The organism is Streptomyces sp. NPDC058239 (assembly GCF_042882185.1).
Classification (GTDB): Bacteria; Actinomycetota; Actinomycetes; order Streptomycetales; family Streptomycetaceae; genus Streptomyces.
Genome location: NZ_JBHVWS010000027.1, coordinates 1 through 18675, shown reverse-complemented (window position 1 = coordinate 18675; position 18675 = coordinate 1). Strand labels below are relative to the sequence as shown.

16 protein-coding genes and 1 riboswitch are annotated in these 18675 nt (G+C 68.9%); of the genes, 9 read left to right on the top strand and 7 right to left on the bottom strand.

The window, feature by feature from the left end; all coding sequences use genetic code 11:
* The first annotated feature begins 158 nt into the window (after positions 1 to 158).
* The 4 genes from ACFVYE_RS26200 (at position 159) to ACFVYE_RS26185 (ending at position 4153) form a co-directional block, all read left to right on the top strand.
* Complete coding sequence (locus tag ACFVYE_RS26200; protein WP_383978585.1) at positions 159 to 1418, top strand: HD-GYP domain-containing protein; 1260 nt, start codon at positions 159 to 161, stop codon at positions 1416 to 1418.
* A gap of 91 nt (positions 1419 to 1509) precedes the next feature.
* Complete coding sequence (locus tag ACFVYE_RS26195) at positions 1510 to 2502, top strand: hypothetical protein (protein ID WP_327273019.1); 993 nt, start codon at positions 1510 to 1512, stop codon at positions 2500 to 2502.
* 106 nt (positions 2503 to 2608) lie between these two features.
* Positions 2609 to 3247 (top strand): peptide deformylase, encoded by a 639-nt coding sequence (gene def, locus ACFVYE_RS26190; RefSeq protein WP_383978582.1) that lies wholly within the window; start codon positions 2609 to 2611, stop codon positions 3245 to 3247.
* A gap of 168 nt (positions 3248 to 3415) precedes the next feature.
* On the top strand, positions 3416 to 4153 hold the full coding sequence (locus ACFVYE_RS26185; protein ID WP_389607485.1) for a D-Ala-D-Ala carboxypeptidase family metallohydrolase: 738 nt from the start codon (positions 3416 to 3418) through the stop codon (positions 4151 to 4153).
* A 63-nt stretch (positions 4154 to 4216) separates the two neighbouring features.
* Here the strand turns inward: ACFVYE_RS26185 and ACFVYE_RS26180 are convergent, their stop codons facing one another.
* Both ACFVYE_RS26180 and ACFVYE_RS26175 read right to left on the bottom strand, forming a co-directional pair.
* Positions 4217 to 4756 carry an RICIN domain-containing protein gene (locus tag ACFVYE_RS26180; RefSeq protein ID WP_389607484.1) on the bottom strand — a complete coding sequence of 180 codons (540 nt, stop codon included), beginning with the start codon at positions 4754 to 4756 and terminating at the stop codon, positions 4217 to 4219.
* Positions 4757 to 5205: 449 nt separating this feature from the next.
* Positions 5206 to 6180, bottom strand: coding sequence for a GlxA family transcriptional regulator (locus tag ACFVYE_RS26175; protein WP_383978573.1), 975 nt, complete (start codon positions 6178 to 6180; stop codon positions 5206 to 5208).
* An 81-nt stretch (positions 6181 to 6261) separates the two neighbouring features.
* On the opposite strand from ACFVYE_RS26175, the gene ACFVYE_RS26170 reads away from it, so the two are divergent.
* On the top strand, positions 6262 to 6474 hold the full coding sequence (locus tag ACFVYE_RS26170; protein ID WP_389607483.1) for a hypothetical protein: 213 nt from the start codon (positions 6262 to 6264) through the stop codon (positions 6472 to 6474).
* Here ACFVYE_RS26170 and ACFVYE_RS26165 read toward each other — a convergent pair.
* The 5 genes from ACFVYE_RS26165 to ACFVYE_RS26145 form a co-directional block, all read right to left on the bottom strand.
* Complete coding sequence (locus tag ACFVYE_RS26165) at positions 6471 to 7502, bottom strand: ribonucleotide-diphosphate reductase subunit beta (RefSeq protein WP_383979339.1); 1032 nt, start codon at positions 7500 to 7502, stop codon at positions 6471 to 6473. The genes ACFVYE_RS26170 and ACFVYE_RS26165 overlap by 4 nt on opposite strands.
* A complete protein-coding gene (locus ACFVYE_RS26160) occupies positions 7502 to 9913 on the bottom strand; it encodes a ribonucleoside-diphosphate reductase subunit alpha (RefSeq protein ID WP_383979342.1) in 2412 nt (803 codons plus the stop codon). Before ACFVYE_RS26160 ends, ACFVYE_RS26165 begins: the two co-directional genes overlap by 1 nt.
* Before the next feature lie 138 nt (positions 9914 to 10051).
* Positions 10052 to 10197, bottom strand: a riboswitch (cobalamin riboswitch).
* A gap of 148 nt (positions 10198 to 10345) precedes the next feature.
* Positions 10346 to 11983 (bottom strand): monocarboxylate uptake permease MctP, encoded by a 1638-nt coding sequence (gene mctP, locus ACFVYE_RS26155; RefSeq protein ID WP_383977838.1) that lies wholly within the window; start codon positions 11981 to 11983, stop codon positions 10346 to 10348.
* On the bottom strand, positions 11980 to 12234 hold the full coding sequence (locus ACFVYE_RS26150; protein WP_266358086.1) for a DUF3311 domain-containing protein: 255 nt from the start codon (positions 12232 to 12234) through the stop codon (positions 11980 to 11982). Before ACFVYE_RS26150 ends, mctP begins: the two co-directional genes overlap by 4 nt.
* Before the next feature lie 269 nt (positions 12235 to 12503).
* Positions 12504 to 13268 carry a GntR family transcriptional regulator gene (locus ACFVYE_RS26145; RefSeq protein WP_351078635.1) on the bottom strand — a complete coding sequence of 255 codons (765 nt, stop codon included), beginning with the start codon at positions 13266 to 13268 and terminating at the stop codon, positions 12504 to 12506.
* Positions 13269 to 13547: 279 nt separating this feature from the next.
* Here ACFVYE_RS26145 and ACFVYE_RS26140 point away from each other — a divergent pair, with 279 nt between their 5' ends.
* The 4 genes from ACFVYE_RS26140 (at position 13548) to ACFVYE_RS26125 (ending at position 18298) form a co-directional block, all read left to right on the top strand.
* On the top strand, positions 13548 to 14828 hold the full coding sequence (locus tag ACFVYE_RS26140) for an extracellular solute-binding protein (protein ID WP_389607482.1): 1281 nt from the start codon (positions 13548 to 13550) through the stop codon (positions 14826 to 14828).
* A 99-nt stretch (positions 14829 to 14927) separates the two neighbouring features.
* Positions 14928 to 15920, top strand: a complete 993-nt coding sequence (locus ACFVYE_RS26135) for a carbohydrate ABC transporter permease (protein WP_383977832.1) — start codon at positions 14928 to 14930, stop codon at positions 15918 to 15920.
* The gene (locus tag ACFVYE_RS26130) at positions 15917 to 16747 is read left to right on the top strand and encodes a carbohydrate ABC transporter permease (RefSeq protein ID WP_383977830.1); all 831 of its coding nucleotides are present in this window, start codon (positions 15917 to 15919) and stop codon (positions 16745 to 16747) included. The genes ACFVYE_RS26135 and ACFVYE_RS26130 overlap by 4 nt, the downstream gene beginning before the upstream one ends.
* 9 nt (positions 16748 to 16756) lie before the next feature.
* Positions 16757 to 18298, top strand: coding sequence for a glycoside hydrolase family 3 protein (locus ACFVYE_RS26125; protein WP_389607481.1), 1542 nt, complete (start codon positions 16757 to 16759; stop codon positions 18296 to 18298).
* The last annotated feature ends 377 nt before the right edge of the window (positions 18299 to 18675 follow it).

The window sequence follows — 18675 nt, the reverse complement described above, 5'->3', positions numbered from 1 at the left end:
CCTTTTTTCTGTCTTGTGTGGCGGGGGTTTTTGTTGTTTACCCACGGGGGGGGGGGGGGGGGGCGGGGGGGCCCGGTCGCCGCCGGGGGGCGGTTTCGCCACAACCCCCGGGCGGCCCCGGCCACCCCCGGTCTGCAGCCGTCCGCGGACCGTCGCCGATGACCCGGGTCGGGTCGCGGCTGCCCCCCGTCGTCCTCGCCGTCCGCGGCGCAGCTGCGACGCTCGCCGTCGCCGGGCTCGGCCACACCCTCTGGGACGGCGTCCGCGAACCCGGACACGCCCTCGCCTTCGGGGTGCTCATCACCGTCGGTGAACTGGCCCGCTGGGGTGCGCTTCCCGGCGAGCGCGAGCCCGCGCCGCTCGGAGCCGCCGGAGCACTCGCGTACGCCCTCCTCGGCTGCAGCGGCGGCGCCCCCACCACCCACGGCGTCCTCCAGGTGGTAGCCGTACTTGTCGCGGCACAGCTCATCGCCTGTGTGCCCCATGTGGCACGCGGCAGCGGCCCCGCGCCCGACCGGGTGGCCCGCCGCATCCTGACTGTCGCCTTCGCCGCCGTGTGCTTCCAGCCGCTGTACAACTCCGGCCGCACCGCCGACTGGTTCGGCGAAGGCCCGTACTACGTGCTCCTCATGCTCCTGTTCCTCGTCCTGACCGCCCTGTGCGACGCCGTGCTCGCCGCGCTGCTGCTGCGCTCGCGCACCGGCTACCCGTACGGGCCGCTGCTCCGCGACGAGCTGCGCGCTCTGATCGGCATCGGGTCGGCGGTCTGCGCGACCGGGGTCGTGATGGCCCTCGGGGTCGCCGTCGCCGGGCTGTGGGCGCTGCCCGTCCTGTGCGTACCGCTGCTGCTGACCCAGGTCTCGTTCCGCCGGTTCGTCGCCGTGCGCACCACCTACCGGCAGACGATCACCTCGCTCGCCCGGTCCACCGAGATCGCCGGATACACCCCCCACGGGCATGCCCGCAGGGTCGCGGTGCTCTGTACGGCCGTCGGACGTGAGCTGGGGCTCTCCGGGAGCGAGCTGACCGTGCTGGAGTACGCGGCCCTGATGCACGACATCGGCCAGCTCTCCCTCGTCGACCCGGTCCCGGACGGGGCGACGGCCACCCTGCCCGCCGCCGAGCAGCGACGCATCGCGCTGCTCGGAGGGGCCGTGGTCCGGCAGACCGGGGTGGACACCGAGGTTGCCGTCGTGGTGGAACGGCAGGCCGACCCCTATCGCGAGCAGCCGTTGTCCGCCAGGATCGTCAGGGCCGTCAACGCATACGACGACCTCTCCGGGGAAAGTCTCATCGGGCCGCTGGGTGCGCTGGAACAACTCAGGCTCGGTACCGGTCACGACTATCAGCCCGAGGTCGTGGAATCGCTGGCCAGAGTCCTGGCCCGGGGCGGTCTGACCCCCGTCCTGCCTGGGTAACCCATGGGTAATGAGCGGGTGTCCGGCCAGGCATGGTTGGATGCGAAGAAGAGCGGAAAACGAGGGTGTCCAGTCGGGACAGGCGGGAATCGTGAGGATCTTCGGGAAGGTACGGCATCGGCCCTCCGCCTCTTGGCGGCAGGCCACGGACCGCGCGTTCACGCTGATCGGCGACGGCCGGTACGAGGACGCGGGCGCGCTGCTGACACGTGCGGCGGACCTGGAACCCTGGCTCTCCGAGTCGTGGTTCAACCTGGCGCTGCTGCACAAATTCCGGCATGACTGGGAACAGGCGAGAGCCGCCGGCCTGAGGGCCGTGGCGCTGCTCGACAAGGAATCCGGTGCTCCCGACTGGTGGAACGTCGGGATCGCCGCCACCGCACTGCAGGACTGGCCGCTGGCGCGCCGGGCCTGGCAGGCGTACGGCCTCAAGGTGCCGGGTGCGGGCCAGTACACCTCGGCGGCCAACAGCGAGCCGGTCGGCATGGAGCTGGGCAGCGCCGCGGTACGGCTGTCGCCGGAGGGCGAGGCCGAGGTCGTCTGGGGCCGCAGGCTCGATCCGGCCCGGATGGAAGTGCTCTCCATCCCGCTGCCGTCGTCCGGCCGGCGCTGGGGCGAGGTCGTCCTGCACGACGGCGTGCCGCACGGAGAGCGGGTCACCGCGGCCGGACCCTCGTACCCCGTCTTCGACGAGATCGAGCTGTGGGCGCCGTCCCCCGTACCCACCTGGGTCGTGCTGCTCGAAGCGGCCACCGAGGCGGACCGGGACGCCCTGGAGCAACTGGCGTCCGACGCCGGGTTCGCCGCCGAGGACTGGTCGTCCTCCGTGCGGCTGCTCTGCCGGGCCTGCTCGGAGAGCCGGATGGAGAGCGACGAGGGCGACGGCGAGCACCTGGATCCGCACGACCACAGCGAGCCGGGGCATCCGGGCCCGCTGGGGCATCGCACCGCCGGTGAGCTGTGGGTGCCCGAGCGCGAGTGCGGGATAGCGGCACCGGCCGGGCTGGTGCGCGGACTGCTGGACGGCTGGGTGGCGGACAGCCCGGACAGCCGTGAGTGGCGGGATCTCGAAGAAGTCTGCTGATCGGTGCCCGTAGGCTGTACGGGCACCGATCGCGGTGCTCGGGTGCCCGGGACCCGGTCCATCGGACGTCCGGGGTTTCAGGTTTTGAGGAAGGCGTACGGCGGACATGTCGCAGCAGGAGACGGACGAGCAGATCAGCGTCGACGACGAAGGTTTCGTCGTGGACACCGAGGACTGTGAGGCGCGCGAGGCGGCACATCGTGAGCGCGGCACCTCGCGTCCGATCACGGTCGTGGGCAACCCGGTGCTGCACAAGGAGTGCAAGGACGTCACCGAGTTCGACGACGAGCTGGGCCGGCTGATCGACGACATGTTCGCGAGCCAGCGGACGGCGGAGGGCGTGGGCCTTGCCGCCAACCAGATCGGCGTCGACCTGAAGGTCTTCGTCTACGACTGCCCGGACGACGACGGTGTGCGGCACGTGGGCGCCGTCTGCAACCCGGTGCTGGAGGAGCTGGCGCCCGAGGACCGGGTCCTGGACGACTCCAACGAGGGCTGCCTCTCCGTCCCGACGGCGTACGCCTCGCTGGCCCGTCCGGACTACGCGGTGGTCCGCGGGCAGGACGCCAAGGGCAACCCGGTCAAGATCCGCGGCAACGGCTACTTCGCCCGCTGCCTCCAGCACGAGACGGACCACCTGTACGGATACCTGTACATCGACCGGCTCTCGAAGCGGGACCGCAAGGACGCGCTGCGGCAGATGGCGGAGAACACGCCGCGCTACGAGACCGTGCCGAACGACTGAGCATCCGGTTGCCACCGGGCCGGCCCGGTCTCCCTTGCGAGGGCGGCCGGGCCCGTCGTCTCCGCCCCTCTGTGGATCGTCAACTGTCGTTTGTCCATGTGTAGTTGACGCGCGTCGACTCGTCCGACAAGCTCTCTCACCACATCTCCGTCGTGGTAGGGAGCCCCCATGCTCAGACGCACCGCACGACTCCTGCTAGGTCTTGTCATGACCATGGCTTTCGCCTTGGGCGGGGCCATGGCGACCGCCGGCACCGCACAGGCCGACGGCTGCTACACCTGGACCCGCACACTGTCCCCCGGCGCCACCGGCAATGACGTCGTCCAGCTCCAGATACGGGTCGCCGGCTACCCCGGCTACAACTCCGTGCTCGCCGTCGACGGCTCCTACGGACCGGCCACCACCGCCGCCGTCAAGCGCTTCCAGGCCGCCTACGGCCTCGCCGCCGACGGCATCGCGGGCCCGGCCACCCAGGCCAAGATCTATGAGCTCCAGGACAACGACTGCACCCCGATCCACTTCACGTACGCCGAGCACAACCAGTGCAATACGACCTGGGCGGGTGGTGCCGTCGCGGCGGGCACGGCGAAGGCCAACGCCCTGAGCACCATGTGGAAGCTGGAAGCGCTGCGGCACGCGCTCGGTGACCAGTCGATCCGGATCACCAGCGGCTTCCGCTCCACCTCCTGCAACAGCGCGGTCGGCGGCGCGTCCAACAGCCGTCATCTGTACGGGGACGCGGCCGACCTCGGCGCCGGACCGCACGCCCTGTGCACCCTCGCCAAGGAGGCCCGCAACCACGGCTTCAATGGGATCCTCGGCCCGGGCTACCCGGACCACGGCGACCACGTCCACGTCAACCAGGGCCCCAGCCACTTCTGGTCGGCACCGAACTGCGGCATCTGACACACGAGGGCCCCGTGCGCCGGTCCGTCCGAACCGGCGTACGGGGCCCTTCCGCGCGCCGCGTCAGGCGGTCTTTGCCGTCAGCCGCGTCGAGCCCGTCGTCTGGACCGCGGCGCCGTCCGACGCCCGCTCCGTCAGATGCAGCTGCGAGACGGCGTTGCGCAGGGTCAGAGTCCCGGCCCCGGTGTCCAGCTGCCGGCGTTGCGTACGCGCCGCTGCCGAGCAGGTCCCGAGCGACAGCTCGGCCCCCACCTCCAGCGGGGCGCCCAGATACTTCTTTCCGCGCACCACGTCCAGGCACTGACCGGTTCCGGCCGACCGCACCGTGTAGTACCCGTCGGCGGTGGCCGTCAGCGTCCAGGAGGCCGCGCCGCCGCGTATCAGGGCCATGCCCGAGTCCGCGGCGGGGGCGAGCGACTTGCCGCCCGTGGTCAGTCGGTACGTACCGTCGGTGAGCGGGGTGCGGTCGGTGTTCGACCAGCCCGGCGCGTGACCGATCTTCCGGGCCATCGCCTCGAAACCGGCGTACGTCTCGCTCGGCTTCGGGCCGCCCCAGGCGGCCTGCGCCAGGAAGCGCAGCGGCATGAAGGTCTTCGCCTCCACCTCGTTCTCGGTCTCGGCCGCCGCGCTGTCCGGCCACAGGCTGATCTTGGCGCCGGTGAGCGGCGGTCTGCAGCTGCGGGCAGTCCGGGTACGAGGAGCCGATCATGTACTCGTCGGCGCCCATGTGCCAGGTGCGCGTGTCCCACACCTTCAGCGCCTCGTCGACCATCGAGGTGTAGTACGTCAGCGCTTCGGGCCGCGAGATGTCGAGCCGGGGCGGGGAGGCGACGCCGTTCTTGTCCTTGAGCTGGAGCTCCGGGTGGTTCTCCAGGTAGGTGTCTGCCAGGGCAGCAGCGTGGCGGCGAGCGCAGCCACCACGGCCCCGATGGCCGTTCGTCCTGTCATCCGCATGCTCATGGCCTCGACCCTTGTGTGCCGCGGAGGCCGTGGTCCATGGACAGGTGTGCACAGTGGTTGGACGAATGATCGGACCTCAGGTCCGTTATGGATCAGGCTACTTCGGTCATGGCGCTCGGGCCGCGGAAGGTGCGGCGGTAAGCATTCGGCGTGGTGCCCAACGATCGTACGAACTGATGGCGCAGCGCGGCGGCGGTTCCGAAGCCGGTGCGACCGGCGATCGTGTCCACCGTTTCATCGGATGTTTCCAGTAGATGCTGTGCCAGCAGCACCCGCTGGCGGAGCAGCCAGCGATACGGAGTGGTGCCCGTCTCCTGCTGGAAGCGGCGGGCGAAGGTGCGCGGCGACATGTGCGCCTGTACGGCGAGCTGTTCGACGGTCATCTCCTGATCGAGGTGGCGCTCCATCCAGACCAGTGTCTCGCCGACCGTGTCGCACCGGGTGCGGGGCAGCGGCCGCTTGATGTACTGCGCCTGCCCGCCGTCCCGGTGCGGCGGCACCACCATGCGGCGGGCGATCGCGTTGGCGGCATCGGGGCCGTAGGCCTGCCGGACCAGATGCAGACAGGCGTCGATCCCGGCCGCCGTGCCCGCCGATGTGATGACCGGCCCCTCGTCCACGTACAGCACATCGGGTTCGACGACGGCCCGCGGGAAGCGGCGGGCCAGCTCCGAGGCGTGACGCCAGTGGGTGGTGCAGCGGCGCCCGTCCAGCAGTCCGGCCGCGCCGAGCACATACGCGCCGGAGCAGACACTCAGTACGCGTGCGCCCCGGTCCACGGCCCGGCGCAGGGCGTCGAGGACCTCTTCGGGGTAGTCCCGCTCCATGAAGTGGCTGCCGGCCGGCACGGCGATGAGGTCGGCCTCGTCCAGACGGTCGAGGCCGTGCGGCGTGCTGATGGTGAACCCGGCATGGGTCTGCAGCACCGGACCCTCGGCGGAGACCACGGCGAAATCGTGGACCGGCAGACCCTCGTCGCTGCGGTCGAGGCCGAAGACCTCGCACAGCACACCGAGTTCGAAGGGGTGGACCTCGTCGAGCAGCAGGGCGGCGACATTGTTCAGCATGAAGCCAGTGTGGCAGTAATTCGATGGTCTATGACAGTCCTGCCACTGCCGGAATCCGTCCGCGCGGACGAGAGTAGAGCCATGAACGCATTCCTGAATGTCCTGGGCATAACCGCACTTATCGCTCTCGCCCTGCTGCCCACTCTCGCCGGGCTCGCCCGGGAGCGCCGCATCGACCGCCAGCTGCGGGAAGCGGACCGGGAGCGGAGGGAGGCGCCCCCGGAAACGGCGGACGCCGCGCAGCCGTTGACGGCTGCGCGGCGCCCCTACCTCAGAAGCTGGGCCAGGATCTAGAAGTCGTCGTCGAAGGCGACCGAGCCCTCCACCGCCACCTGGTAGGCGGACGGCCGACGCTCGAAGAAGTTCGTCAGCTCCTGCACGCCCTGCAACTCCATGAACGAGAACGGGTTCTCGGAGCCGTAGACCGCCGGGAAGCCCAGCCGGGTGAGCCGCTGGTCGGCCACGCACTCCAGGTACTGGCGCATGGACTCGGTGTTCATGCCCGGCAGCCCGTCGCCGCACAGATCACGGCCGAACTGCAGCTCCGCGTCGACGGCCTCCTTCAGCATGTCGGTGACCTGCTGCTGGAGCTCGTCGTCGAAGAGGTCCGGCTCCTCCTTGCGGACGGTGTCCACGACCTCGAACGCGAAGTTCATGTGCATCGTCTCGTCACGGAACACCCAGTTGGTGCCCGTGGCGAGCCCGTGCAGCAGACCCCGCGAGCGGAACCAGTAGACGTACGCGAACGCGCCGTAGAAGAACAGCCCCTCGATGCACGCCGCGAAGCAGATCAGGTTCAGCAGGAAGCGACGGCGGTCGGCCTTCGTCTCCAGCCGCTCGATCTTCTCGACCCCTCCTTGCCCATCCAGGGCGGCCATCCACTTGAAGCAGAACTGCGCCTTCTCGCGGATGGAGGGGATCTCCTCGACCGCGTCGAACGCTGCCGCGCGGTCGTCCGGGTCGGGCAGATACGTGTCGAGCAGCGTCAGATAGAACTGGACGTGCACGGCCTCCTCGAAGAGCTGCCGCGACAGATACAGCCGCGCCTCGGGGGAGTTGATGTGCTTGTACAGCGTCAGCACGAGGTTGTTCGACACGATCGAGTCGCCGGTCGCGAAGAACGCGACGAGCCGGCCGATCATGTGCTGCTCGCCGGGGGACAGCTTGGCGAGGTCGGTCACGTCGGAGTGGAGGTCGACCTCCTCCACCGTCCAGGTGTTCTTGATCGCATCGCGGTAGCGCTCGTAGAAGTCCGGGTAGCGCATGGGCCGCAGCGTCAGTTCGAAGCCCGGGTCGAGCAGGTTCTTCTCGGTGTTGCTCATTACTGGCAGGCCTCGCAGGACTCGGGGTTTTCGAGGGAGCAGGCGATCGCGTCCGCGTCGGGAGCCGTCGCCTGCTGTACGGGAATGGGGACGGCGGCCGCGGCCTGGCCGGATGCCGCGCGGGCGATCCGGGTCGCCGGGCGCGAGCGCAGGTAGTACGTCGTCTTCAGCCCCTGCTTCCAGGCGTACGCGTACATCGAGGAGAGCTTGCCGATCGTCGGCGTCTCCATGAACAGGTTCAGCGACTGGCTCTGGTCGAGGAACGGCGTACGGGCCGCTGCCATGTCGATCAGACCGCGCTGCGGGATCTCCCACGCCGTGCGGTACAGCGCCCGCACATCCTCCGGGATCCAGGCGAAGCCCTGCACGGAGCCGCTCGCCTCGCGCAGTGCCTCACGGGTCCGCGCGTCCCACACGCCGAGCTGCTTCAGCTCATCCACCAGATATGCGTTGACCTGGAGGAACTCACCGCTGAGCGTCTCGCGCTTGAAGAGGTTGGAGACCTGCGGCTCGATGCACTCATACACACCTGCGATCGAGGCGATCGTCGCCGTCGGCGCGATGGCGAGCAGCAGCGAGTTGCGCATCCCGGTCTTCGCGACCCGGGCGCGCAGCGCGTCCCAGCGCTCCGGCCAGTTCAGCTCGGTGTCGTAGTGGTCGGGGTGCAGCACACCGCGCGCCGCACGCGTCTGCGACCACGCGGGCAGCGGGCCGGAGCGCTCGGCGAGCTCACAGGACGCCTCGTACGCCGCGAGCATGATCCGCTCGGAGATCTTCGTGGAGAGCGCGCGGGCCTCGGGGGAGTCGAACGGCAGCCGCAGCTGGAAGAAGACGTCCTGCAGACCCATCGCACCCAGGCCGACGGGGCGCCACTTCGCATTGGACCGGCCGGCCTGCTCGGTCGGGTAGAAGTTGATGTCGACGACCCGGTCGAGGAAGGTCACGGCGGTACGGACGGTCGCGTCCAGCCGCTCCCAGTCGATGCCACCGTCGGCGACGAACGCACCGAGGTTGACCGAACCCAGGTTGCAGACGGCCGTCTCGCCGTCATCGGTGACTTCGAGGATCTCGGTGCACAGATTCGACGAGTGGACGACGCGGCCCGGCTCGGCGGTCTGGTTCGCGGTCCGGTTGGAGGCGTCCTTGAACGTCATCCAGCCCTGGCCGGTCTGCGCGAGGGTACGCATCATCCGGCCGTACAACTCACGGGCCGGCATCGACTTGCGGGCCAGCCCCTTGGCCTCGGCGGCCCGGTACGCGGCGTCGAACTCGTCGCCCCACAGGTCGACCAGCTCGGGCACATCGGCCGGCGAGAACAGCGACCAGTCGCCGTCCGCGTCGACCCGGCGCATGAACTCGTCCGGGATCCAGTGCGCCAGGTTGAGGTTGTGCGTACGCCGCTGGTCCTCACCCGTGTTGTCGCGCAGCTCCAGGAACTCCTCGATGTCCGCGTGCCAGGTCTCCAGGTAGACGGCGGCGGCGCCCTTGCGCCGGCCGCCCTGGTTGACCGCGGCGACGGAGGCGTCGAGCGTCTTCAGGAACGGCACGATGCCGTTGGAGTGCCCGTTGGTGCCACGGATCAGCGAACCGCGGGCGCGGATGCGGGAGTACGAGAGACCGATGCCGCCCGCGTGCTTCGAGAGCCGCGCCACCTGGTGGTAGCGGTCGTAGATCGAGTCGAGCTCGTCGAGCGGGGAGTCCAGCAGATAGCAGGAGGACATCTGCGGGTGCCTGGTGCCGGAGTTGAACAGGGTCGGCGAGGACGGCAGATAGTCGAGCCGGCTCATCAGCCCGTACAGCGCCGCGACTTCGTCCAGGGCGCGCTTCGAGTTGTCCTCGGCGAGCCCGGCAGCGACCCGCAGCATGAAGTGCTGCGGCGTCTCGATGACCTGGCGGGTGTGCGGGTGACGCAGCAGATAGCGGCTGTGCAGGGTCCGCAGCCCGAAGTAACCGAAGCGGTCGTCGGCGCCGTCGGCGAGCGAACGCTCCACCAGCGCGTCGAGTGAGGCCGCGTGCAGCGCGACGAACTCGGCGGTGCGGTCCGCGATCAGACCCTCGCGGTGCCCGACGGCGACCGAGGCGGAGAAGGAGAGCGCGCCCTGGCCGGCAGCCTCGTCCGCGATGGTGCGGGTCAGCAGCCTGGCCGCGAGCCGGGAGTAGGCGGGGTCCTCGGAGATCAGCCCCGCGGCGGCCTCCGTTGCCAGCGAGCGCAACTCCGCCTCGTCCGACCGGGCGCTACGGCCGCGCAGCGCGGCGGCGGCGACGCGACCGGGGTCGGTGTCGGGCAGATCGACGGTGAGGTCGGTCAGGGTCCGCAGCAGTGCGGTCCCCGGTCCGTCGTGTGCGGTTCCCTCGGACTCGGCCGCTTCGGACAAGGCGACTGAAGCCGGATCGGCTGGCGCGATGGTCACGTGGTGCTCTCCCTCGCTCGGCTCGGGGCCGGCGGGGAACGGGGGCAGCCGGGCAGAGGCGGGCCCGCGTCGGGCAGCACTCGTCACGGCGTCCACCGGCCCATCCGCGAGGCCCGGACGTCTGGCATCCGGTTCGGTCGAGCCGGATGCGCTGTCGGCAGGTCCTCGGACTTACTTGAGGGTGCGCAAAAGCACACCGAATACACCGTTGCGGGACAGTTCCGGATTCGCACCGGATTTCCCTGCGACGACAGCGAGCACGAGCATACATGTGGGGGCCGCTGGATGGGACGGCCCCCACATGTTGTGTCGCGCAACAGAAGTCGAGCCGACGGGACAAGCCGTGCGATCCCCTGCCGGAGCAGACGGACGGCCCGCCACGCCCCGCTCAAGGGGGCGTGACGGGCCGTCGTCCGGCCGTGGGAGCGGTCGTCAGTGGCCGCCGCCCGGGGCCCCCGCCGTGGCCGGCGGGAGCTCTGCCCGGACGCCCGGGTCACCCGCGTCGGCCGTGTAGTCGGCCGGGGAGGTCTCGTCGATCCCGACGGGTGCCTTCACGGCGTTCAGGACGAAGGTGAGCACCACCGTCACCACCACGTTCAGCACGAACGCGGTCAGACCGATGTAGCCGATCTCACCGATGCCCGGGATCTCCTTGGACGACCCGCCGAAGTGCGCCTGGGTCGGGCTGGCGACCCCGTACGCGGCCACCGTCCCGTACACCATGCCGACCGCCCAGCCCGCGAGCAGTGCCCAGCGGTGGAACCAGCGGGTGAACAGGCCGCCGACCAGGGCCGGCATCGTCTGGAGGATCCAGATCCCGCCGAGCAGCTGGAAGTTGATCGCGACCGTCTTGTCCATGGTGAGGACGAAGGCGAGCGCGCCGACCTTCACCAGCAGCGACACCAGCTTGGAGACCTTGGTCTCCTGTTCCGGGGTCGCGTCCGGCTTCAGGAAGTCCTTGTAGATGTTGCGGGTGAAGAGGTTCGCCGCGGCGATCGACATGATCGCGGCGGGCACCAGGGCGCCGATGCCGATGGCGGCGAACGCGACCCCCGCGAACCAGTCGGGGAACATGGTCTCGAACAGCTGGGGGATGGCCAACTGCCCGTTGTCCACCTTGATCCCGGCGGCGATCGCCATGAAGCCGAGCAGCGCCAGCAGGCCCAGCATCAGCGAGTACAGCGGCAGGATCGTGGTGTTGCGCCGGATCACATTGCGGCTGCGGCTGGAGAGCGTCGCCGTGATCGAGTGCGGATACATGAAGAGCGCCAGCGCCGAGCCCAGCGCCAGTGTGGCGTAACCCCATTGGCCCGCCTCGCCCGGTGCGAGCGCGCCGCGCGGCTTGCCGGTTGCCTGGTTGGTCTGGGAGAACGCATCGCCGGCCTTGGCGAAGATGTCGTCGAAGCCGCCGAGCTTGATCGGGATGTAGATGATCGCCACCGCGATGACCAGGTAGATCAGTCCGTCCTTGACGAACGCGATCAGTGCCGGCGCGCGCAGACCGGACGAGTAGGTGTACGCGGCGAGCACCGCGAACGCGATCAGCAGCGGCAGGTCCTTGACGAACCAGTGGGTGTTCTCGCCGCCGCCGACGCCCATCACGTCCAGCACGGCCTGGATGCCGACGAGCTGGAGCGCGATGTACGGCATCGTGGCGAGGATGCCCGTGACGGCGACCGCCAGCGAGAGCCCCTTCGAACCGAAGCGCCCGCGGACGAAGTCCGAGGTGGTCACGTACCCGTGCTTGTGCGAGACCGACCACAGCCGCGGCAGGAAGGTGAAGATCAGCGGGTACACGAGGATCGTGTACGGCACGGCGAAGAAGCCTGCCGCGCCCGCCGCGTAGATCGCCGCGGGAACGGCGACGAAGGTGTACGCGGTGTACAGGTCGCCGCCGAGCAGGAACCAGGTGACCCAGGTGCCGAACGAACGTCCGCCCAGGCCCCATTCGTCGAGGCTGGCGTCGTTCTCGGCCTTCCGCCAGCGCGCCGCCAGGAAGCCCATGACCGTGACGGCCAGGAAGAAGAAGATGAAGACGCCGAGCGCGACGCCGTTCACGCCGTCCTTCATGCCGACGCACCCCCCTTGCGGGCGCGCTGGTCACGCTGCCACAGCTTGTACGCGATCATCGTGAGTGCGGTGGAGATCAGCACCCAGAGCATCTGGTACCAGTAGAAGAACGGAATGCCGATGAAGGTGGGGTCCACCTTCGCATACGAACTCACCCAGAGCATCGCCACGAACGGCGCGATGAGACAGAGGGCGATGACCACCCGCACGGGTGTGACTGTGGGCGGTTTTCCTTCTGGGTCTGCTGGCATGCGGCGACTCCGTCCCCTCGCTGATCACCTGGTGTAATGCGCAGGAAATCTAGGGGAGGCTTCCGGTCACCGTCACCCCCTGTCCGCATTGCGGTCCGGCAACGGTCCCTTGTGTGGGCGCGAATGTTCTAAATGTTGCCAGACGTGCGACATTTGGTCCGTACCAAGATGTGCCAACGGCCCCCGTGGAGTGGTGGATTCCACGGGGGCCGTGACGGTTGTACCCAGGGGTGCGGTGGCCGGAACCGGTCCGCCGGCGCACCCGGACCTCAGTCCGTCGGCCGCTTCAGGCGCGCCACGAACTTGTACCGGTCGCCCCGGTAGACCGAGCGCACCCACTCCACCGGCTCGCCCTGTCCGTCGAGCGAGTGCCGGGACAGCATGAGCATCGGCAGGCCCACATCCGTGCCGAGCAGTCCGGCCTCGCGCGGGGTGGCGAGCGAGGTCTCGATGGTCTCCTCGGCCTCGGCCAGCCGGACGTCGTACACCTCTGCCAGGGCGGTGTAGAGCGAGGTGTACTTCACCAGCGAACGGCGCAGCGCCGGAAAGCGTTTGGCCGAAAGGTGCGTGGTCTCGATCGCCATCGGCTCCCCGCTGGCGAGCCGCAGCCGCTCGATCCGCAGCACTCGCCCACCGGCCGTGATGTCGAGCAGCCCGGCGAGCGTGTCGTCCGCCGTGACGTAACCGATGTCCAGCAACTGGGACGTCGGTTCGAGTCCTTGGGCGCGCATGTCCTCGGTGTACGAGGTGAGCTGCAGGGCCTGTGAGACCTTCGGCTTGGCGACGAAGGTGCCCTTGCCCTGGATGCGCTCCAGCCGGCCCTCGACGACCAGTTCCTGGAGTGCCTGGCGCACGGTCGTGCGCGAGGTGTCGAACTCGGCGGCCAGGGTCCGTTCCGGTGGCACGGGGGTGCCTGGCGGCATGGTGTCCGTCATGTCGAGGAGATGTCGCTTCAGCCGGTAGTACTTCGGGACGCGTGCCGTCCGCGTGGCCGCGCCCGTCTCGTTCTCCGTACTGCCCCCGTCGGCACCCATGGCCCGCCTTCCCGACTGCTGCGTTGCTGCCGTCACCGGCTCCTCCGTCTGTCGCGGCTCACATGGTGGCACGGTCCGGTCACGGCTCGTCGCCCTCCCTTAGGTGTCGGTCCTATAACGGACGCGAGTGCACTTCTTATACACCCTTGACACCCCTAAAGGTCTAGGCCAAGCTCCCGGTACTGGTCTAAACCATTAAAGACCAGGTCCAGCCCCAGCAGTACTCGTCGAATGTCTTCGCGGTGGGCGGGGTTGCAGTTTCCCTGAGGAGGGTTTGGCGTGAAGCGCAAGCTCATCGCGGCGGTCGGCGTCGCGGGCATGATGATCGGCCTCGCGGCGTGTGGGTCCGACGACGGCGACAGCGGTAAGAAGACCGGCCCGGACAGCTACAAGGGCGAGACGCTCACCGTCTGGACGATGTCCGGATCGAACCCGCCCGGTTGGACCAAGACCGTCACGGACGAGTTCGAGAAGAAGACCAAGGCCAAGCTGAAGATCGAAGTCCAGGACTGGAACGGTATTCAGCAGAAGGTCACCACGGCCCTCTCCGAGTCCAACCCGCCGGACGTCCTTGAGATCGGCAACACCCAGACCCCGGCGTACGCCAAGACCGGTGGCCTCGCCGACCTCGGTGACCTGAAGAAGGAGATCGGCTCCGCCTGGGCCGACGGCGTCAACCAGCCCTCCATATACGACGGCAAGCAGTACGCCCTGCCGTGGTACGTGGGCAACCGCGTCGTCATGTACAACAAGAAGGTCTTCAAGGACGCCGGTATCACCGAGACGCCGAAGACCCGTGCCGACCTCTTCAAGGCGTTCGACGCCATCAAGGAGAAGGGCGACGCCGAGCCCATCTACCTGCCCGGCCAGAACTGGTACTTCTTCGACGGTCTGCTCGTCGCCAAGGGCGTCTCGCCGGTCAAGAAGGAGGGCGACAAGTACGTCTCCAACCTGGCCGACCCGAAGGTCGCCGAGGCCATGGACGTGTACAAGCAGTACCAGTCCTACTCCAAGGCTCCCAAGGACAAGGACGAAGCCACCCCGCAGCAGGCCGAGGTCTTCGCCAAGGGCAAGACCGGCGCCATCATCGCCATGGGCTACGAGGCCGGCACCGCCATCAAGGCCAACCCGAAGCTCAAGGACGACATCGGCTTCTTCACCATCCCCGGTGAGACGGCGGACAAGCCCGAAGGCGTCTTCCTCGGTGGCTCCAACCTCGCCGTTGCCGCGGGCAGCAAGAAGCAGGAGCTGGCCAAGGAGTTCCTGAAGATCGCGCTCTCCGAGAAGAACGACGGCGCGCTCATCAAGGAGGCCGGCTGGTCTCCGAAGAACGATGCCATGCAGCAGTACACCGTCGGCCAGCCCGCCGCCGAGGCGGCCGGCCCGGCCGCTGCCAAGTCCGGTGGCACCACCCCGCTGATCCCGGAGTGGGCGCCGGTCGAGAACCCGCCGAACCCGATCAAGACCTACATGACGCTGGTCCTGCAGGGCAAGTCGCCCGCCGACGCCGCCAAGCAGGTCGAGGGCGAGCTCAACAAGCGCCTCGGCCAGCAGCAGTAATCGCAGTAGCGCGTCCCGCGCCGGGGCGGCGGGTCTCGACCCGCCGCCCCGGTTGTACGCACCGTTCCGTGTAGGGCTTTGTTGGAAGAGATGGCGAGCATGGCAGTGCAAACCGATCCCTCGGATGTGGCCAAGACGGTCGCAGTCCGCGGGCAGGACGGGAAAACACCCGTCGGGCAGCACGGGGGAAGCAAGCGGAAGGTGGGTATCGGCACCGCGCCGTACCTGTTGATGGTTCCCGCGCTTGCGGTGACGGCGATCCTCCTCGGGTATCCCTTGGTCAAGAACGCCATGCTGTCGTTCCAGAACCTCAATATGGGACAGCTGATCCAGCATGTCACCGAGTGGAACGGCTTCAAGAACTACCAGGAGATCCTCACCGGTGAGGACTTCTGGAAAGTCACACTCCGCACGATCGTGTTCACCGGCGTCAACGTCGTTCTGATCATGATCATCGGTACGCTGGTCGGACTGCTGCTCGCCCGTCTCGGCAAGAAGATGCGCCTCACCCTGATGGTCGGCCTGGTGCTCGCCTGGGCGATGCCGGTCGTGGCCGCGTCCACGGTGTTCCAGTGGCTGTTCGCCTCACGCTTCGGCGTCATCAACTACGCGCTGGACAAGCTCGGCTGGCACTCGATGGCCGACTTCAACTGGACCGGCTCGCAGTTCTCCACCTTCTCCGTGGTCACCCTGATGATCGTCTGGCAGTCGATCCCGTTCGTGGCGATCAACCTGTACGCGGCGACCACCACCATCGCCAAGGAGCTGTACGAAGCCGCCTCACTCGACGGCGCCGGCGTCTGGAAGAGCTTCACCTCGGTGACGTTCCCGTTCCTGCGGCCCTTCCTCTACGCCACGACCTTCCTCGAGGTCATCTGGGTCTTCAAGGCATTCCCGCAGATCTTCACCATCAGTGAGGGCGGCCCCAACCGCCTCACCGAGACACTGCCGATCTACGCCTTCGTCGAGGGTGTCGGCAACCAGCACTACGGCATGGGCGCGGCGATCTCCCTGCTGACCATCCTGATCATGCTGGGGCTGACCTCGTACTACCTCCGCATCGTTCTCAAGCAAGAGGAGGACGAGCTGTGAAGCGCTCACTGCTCGGCCGCATCTGGCCCAACGCAACGGCGATCGTCCTCTTCGCCGCACTGGTCTTCCCCGTCTACTGGATGTTCAGTACGGCGTTCAAGCCGACCGGCGACATCATCACCGAGACGCCGGTCTGGTTCCCGACCGACGTCACGTTCGAGCACTTCAAGACGGCGTACCACGCACCGAACTTCCTGACCCTGGTCAGGAACTCGCTCACCGTCACGCTGCTCGCCGTGGTCTTCTCGCTGATCATCGCGCTCTTCGCGTCGTTCGCGCTGGCCCGGATGCGGTTCAAGGGCCGCAAGAGCATGATCCTGGTCTTCATGATCGCGCAGATGGCCCCCTGGGAAGTCATGGTCATCGCGATCTACATGCTGGTCCGCGACGCCGACATGCTCAACAGCCTGGTCCCGCTGACGCTCTTCTACATGGTGATGGTGCTTCCCTTCACGATCCTGACGCTGCGCGGCTATGTCGCCGCGGTGCCCAAGGAGTTGGAGGAGTCGGCCATGGTCGACGGCTGCACCCGCCCGCAGGCCTTCACCAAGGTGATCCTGCCGCTGCTCGCCCCCGGCCTGATGGCCACCTCGCTCTTCGGCTTCATCACGGCGTGGAACGAATTCCCGCTGGTTCTGATCCTCAACAAGGACCCCGAGGCCAAGACACTGCCGCTGTGGCTCTCCCAGTTCCAGAGCCAGTTCGGCGACGACTGGGGTGCCACCATGGCGGCGGCCTCGATCTTCGCCATCCCGATCCTCATCCTCTTCGTCTTCCTGCAGCGCAAGGCCGTCAGCGGCCTCACCGACGGCGCCGTGAAGGGATAACACCGCTCCATGACCACGCTGATATCCACCACGGACACCATCACCCGCGACGCTCTCGCCGTCCTGCAGCCCGGATTCACCGGCACCACGGCCCCGGACTGGGTGCTGCGCCGGGTCGACGAAGGCCTCGCCTCCGTCGCCCTGTTCGGACGCAACATCCGGACGCCCGAGCAGGTCGCCTCGCTCACCGCCCAGCTCAGGGCCGAGCGCGACGACCTTCTCGTCGCGATCGACGAGGAGGGCGGTGACGTCACCCGCCTCGAGGTGCGTACCGGCTCCTCCTTCCCCGGCAACCTCGCGCTCGGCCACGTCGACGACGTGGCGCTGACCCGCGCGGTCGCCCAGGAACTGGGCCGCCGGCTCGCCGAGTGCGGCGTCAACCTCAACTGGGCGCCGTCCGCGGACGTCAACTCCAACCCGCGTAACCCGATCATCGGTGTGCGGTCCTTCGGCGCCGACACCGAGCTCGTGGCCCGGCACACCGCCGCGTACATCGAGGGCCTCCAGGCCGCCGGAGTCGCCGCCTGCACCAAGCACTTCCCCGGGCACGGCGACACCGCGATCGACTCGCACCACGCGATGCCGCGCATCGACGTGGACCTGGAGACGCTGCACGCCCGTGAACTGGTGCCCTTCCGGGCGGCCATCGCCGCGGGTTCCAAGTGCGTGATGAGCGCGCACATCCTGCTGCCCGCCCTCGACCCGGACCACCCCGCGACCGTGAGCCCGCGGATCCTCACCGGTCTGCTGCGCGAGGAGCTGGGGTACGACGGCCTGATCGTCACCGACGCCGTGGAGATGCAGGCCATCGCAGGGACGTACGGCATCGAGCGCGGCTCCGTCCTCGCAATCGCCGCGGGGGCCGACGCCCTGTGCGTCGGTGGCGGCCTGGAGGACGACGGCACGGTGCAGCGGCTGCGCGACGCGCTGGTCGCGGCGGTGCGCAGCGGTGAACTCGCCGAGGAGCGGCTCGCGGACGCGGCCGCACGGGTACGCGCCCTCGCGTCCTGGACGCGGGGGGTCGATGGAGCCGGTTCGGAGCCGGGCGCTGCAGTGCGGGAGGGGACCGCGCCCGGCACCGGGATCGGTTCCGACATCGGCCTGGTCGCCGCCCGTCGCGCGGTGAAAGCGACCGGCTCCACCGAGCCGCTGACCGACCCCGCTTACGTTGCCGCGTTCACCTCCGAGTCGAACATCGCGGTCGGCGACGAGACCCCGTGGGGCGTCGCCGCGGAGCTGGGCCGGCTGCTGCCGGGCACGGAGACCGACACGTACAGCAGCGAGACCGAGGCGCCCGTCGCCGCCGTGCTGCGGGCCGCGGGGGAGCGGCGCATCGTCGTGGTCGTCCGCGACGTCCACCGCCATGCCTGGATGGCCGAGACCCTCGACGCCCTGGTGGCGGAGCGCCCCGACACGGTCGTGGTCGAAATGGGCGTCCCGCAGGCAGCCCCCAGGGGCGCCCTGCACATCGCCACCCACGGCGCGGCCCGCGTCTGCGGTCTCGCGGCCGCGGAGATCATCGCCAGGGGTGCGGACCGCCCCCAGGCCTGAAAGCAGGGCGTGATGCGGCACGAGGGGCCGCATCACGCCTGCCCCACCCCCGGCCGGCCCAACGCCCGTCCAGATGGACGGGCGTTGCCTGCTGCACGGCCGATCCGGGCCGACCGGGCAGTTCAAGCCGCCCCGGCAAATCTGGCCGGTCCGGCGTTTGAGGACACCCCGTCCGACGCCTCCCCGCGGCGCAAGGGTCGGATCGAGCCCGTCCGGCGATTGAGGACAAGCACGTCCGCAGGACGCGTAACGGCATACGAGTGGGGGGGGGGGCCCCCCCCCCCGGGCCCCGGCCACACCACACCTCCCGGACGACGGAAACCCCGGCCACAGAGGCTTGGGCGCGGGCGGGGGGCGGGAGGAGTCCCCCCGGGGAA

Coding starts and splice junctions, on each gene's coding strand:
- ACFVYE_RS26200 (WP_383978585.1), top strand. CDS start 159: ATGACCCGGGTCGGGTCGCGGCTGCCCCCCGTCGTCCTCGCCGTCCGC.
- def (WP_383978582.1), top strand. CDS start 2,609: ATGTCGCAGCAGGAGACGGACGAGCAGATCAGCGTCGACGACGAAGGT.
- ACFVYE_RS26185 (WP_389607485.1), top strand. CDS start 3,416: ATGCTCAGACGCACCGCACGACTCCTGCTAGGTCTTGTCATGACCATG.
- ACFVYE_RS26175 (WP_383978573.1), bottom strand. CDS start 6,180: ATGCTGAACAATGTCGCCGCCCTGCTGCTCGACGAGGTCCACCCCTTC.
- ACFVYE_RS26170 (WP_389607483.1), top strand. CDS start 6,262: ATGAACGCATTCCTGAATGTCCTGGGCATAACCGCACTTATCGCTCTC.
- ACFVYE_RS26165 (WP_383979339.1), bottom strand. CDS start 7,502: ATGAGCAACACCGAGAAGAACCTGCTCGACCCGGGCTTCGAACTGACG.
- mctP (WP_383977838.1), bottom strand. CDS start 11,983: ATGAAGGACGGCGTGAACGGCGTCGCGCTCGGCGTCTTCATCTTCTTC.
- ACFVYE_RS26150 (WP_266358086.1), bottom strand. CDS start 12,234: ATGCCAGCAGACCCAGAAGGAAAACCGCCCACAGTCACACCCGTGCGG.
- ACFVYE_RS26145 (WP_351078635.1), bottom strand. CDS start 13,268: ATGGGTGCCGACGGGGGCAGTACGGAGAACGAGACGGGCGCGGCCACG.
- ACFVYE_RS26135 (WP_383977832.1), top strand. CDS start 14,928: ATGGCAGTGCAAACCGATCCCTCGGATGTGGCCAAGACGGTCGCAGTC.
- ACFVYE_RS26125 (WP_389607481.1), top strand. CDS start 16,757: ATGACCACGCTGATATCCACCACGGACACCATCACCCGCGACGCTCTC.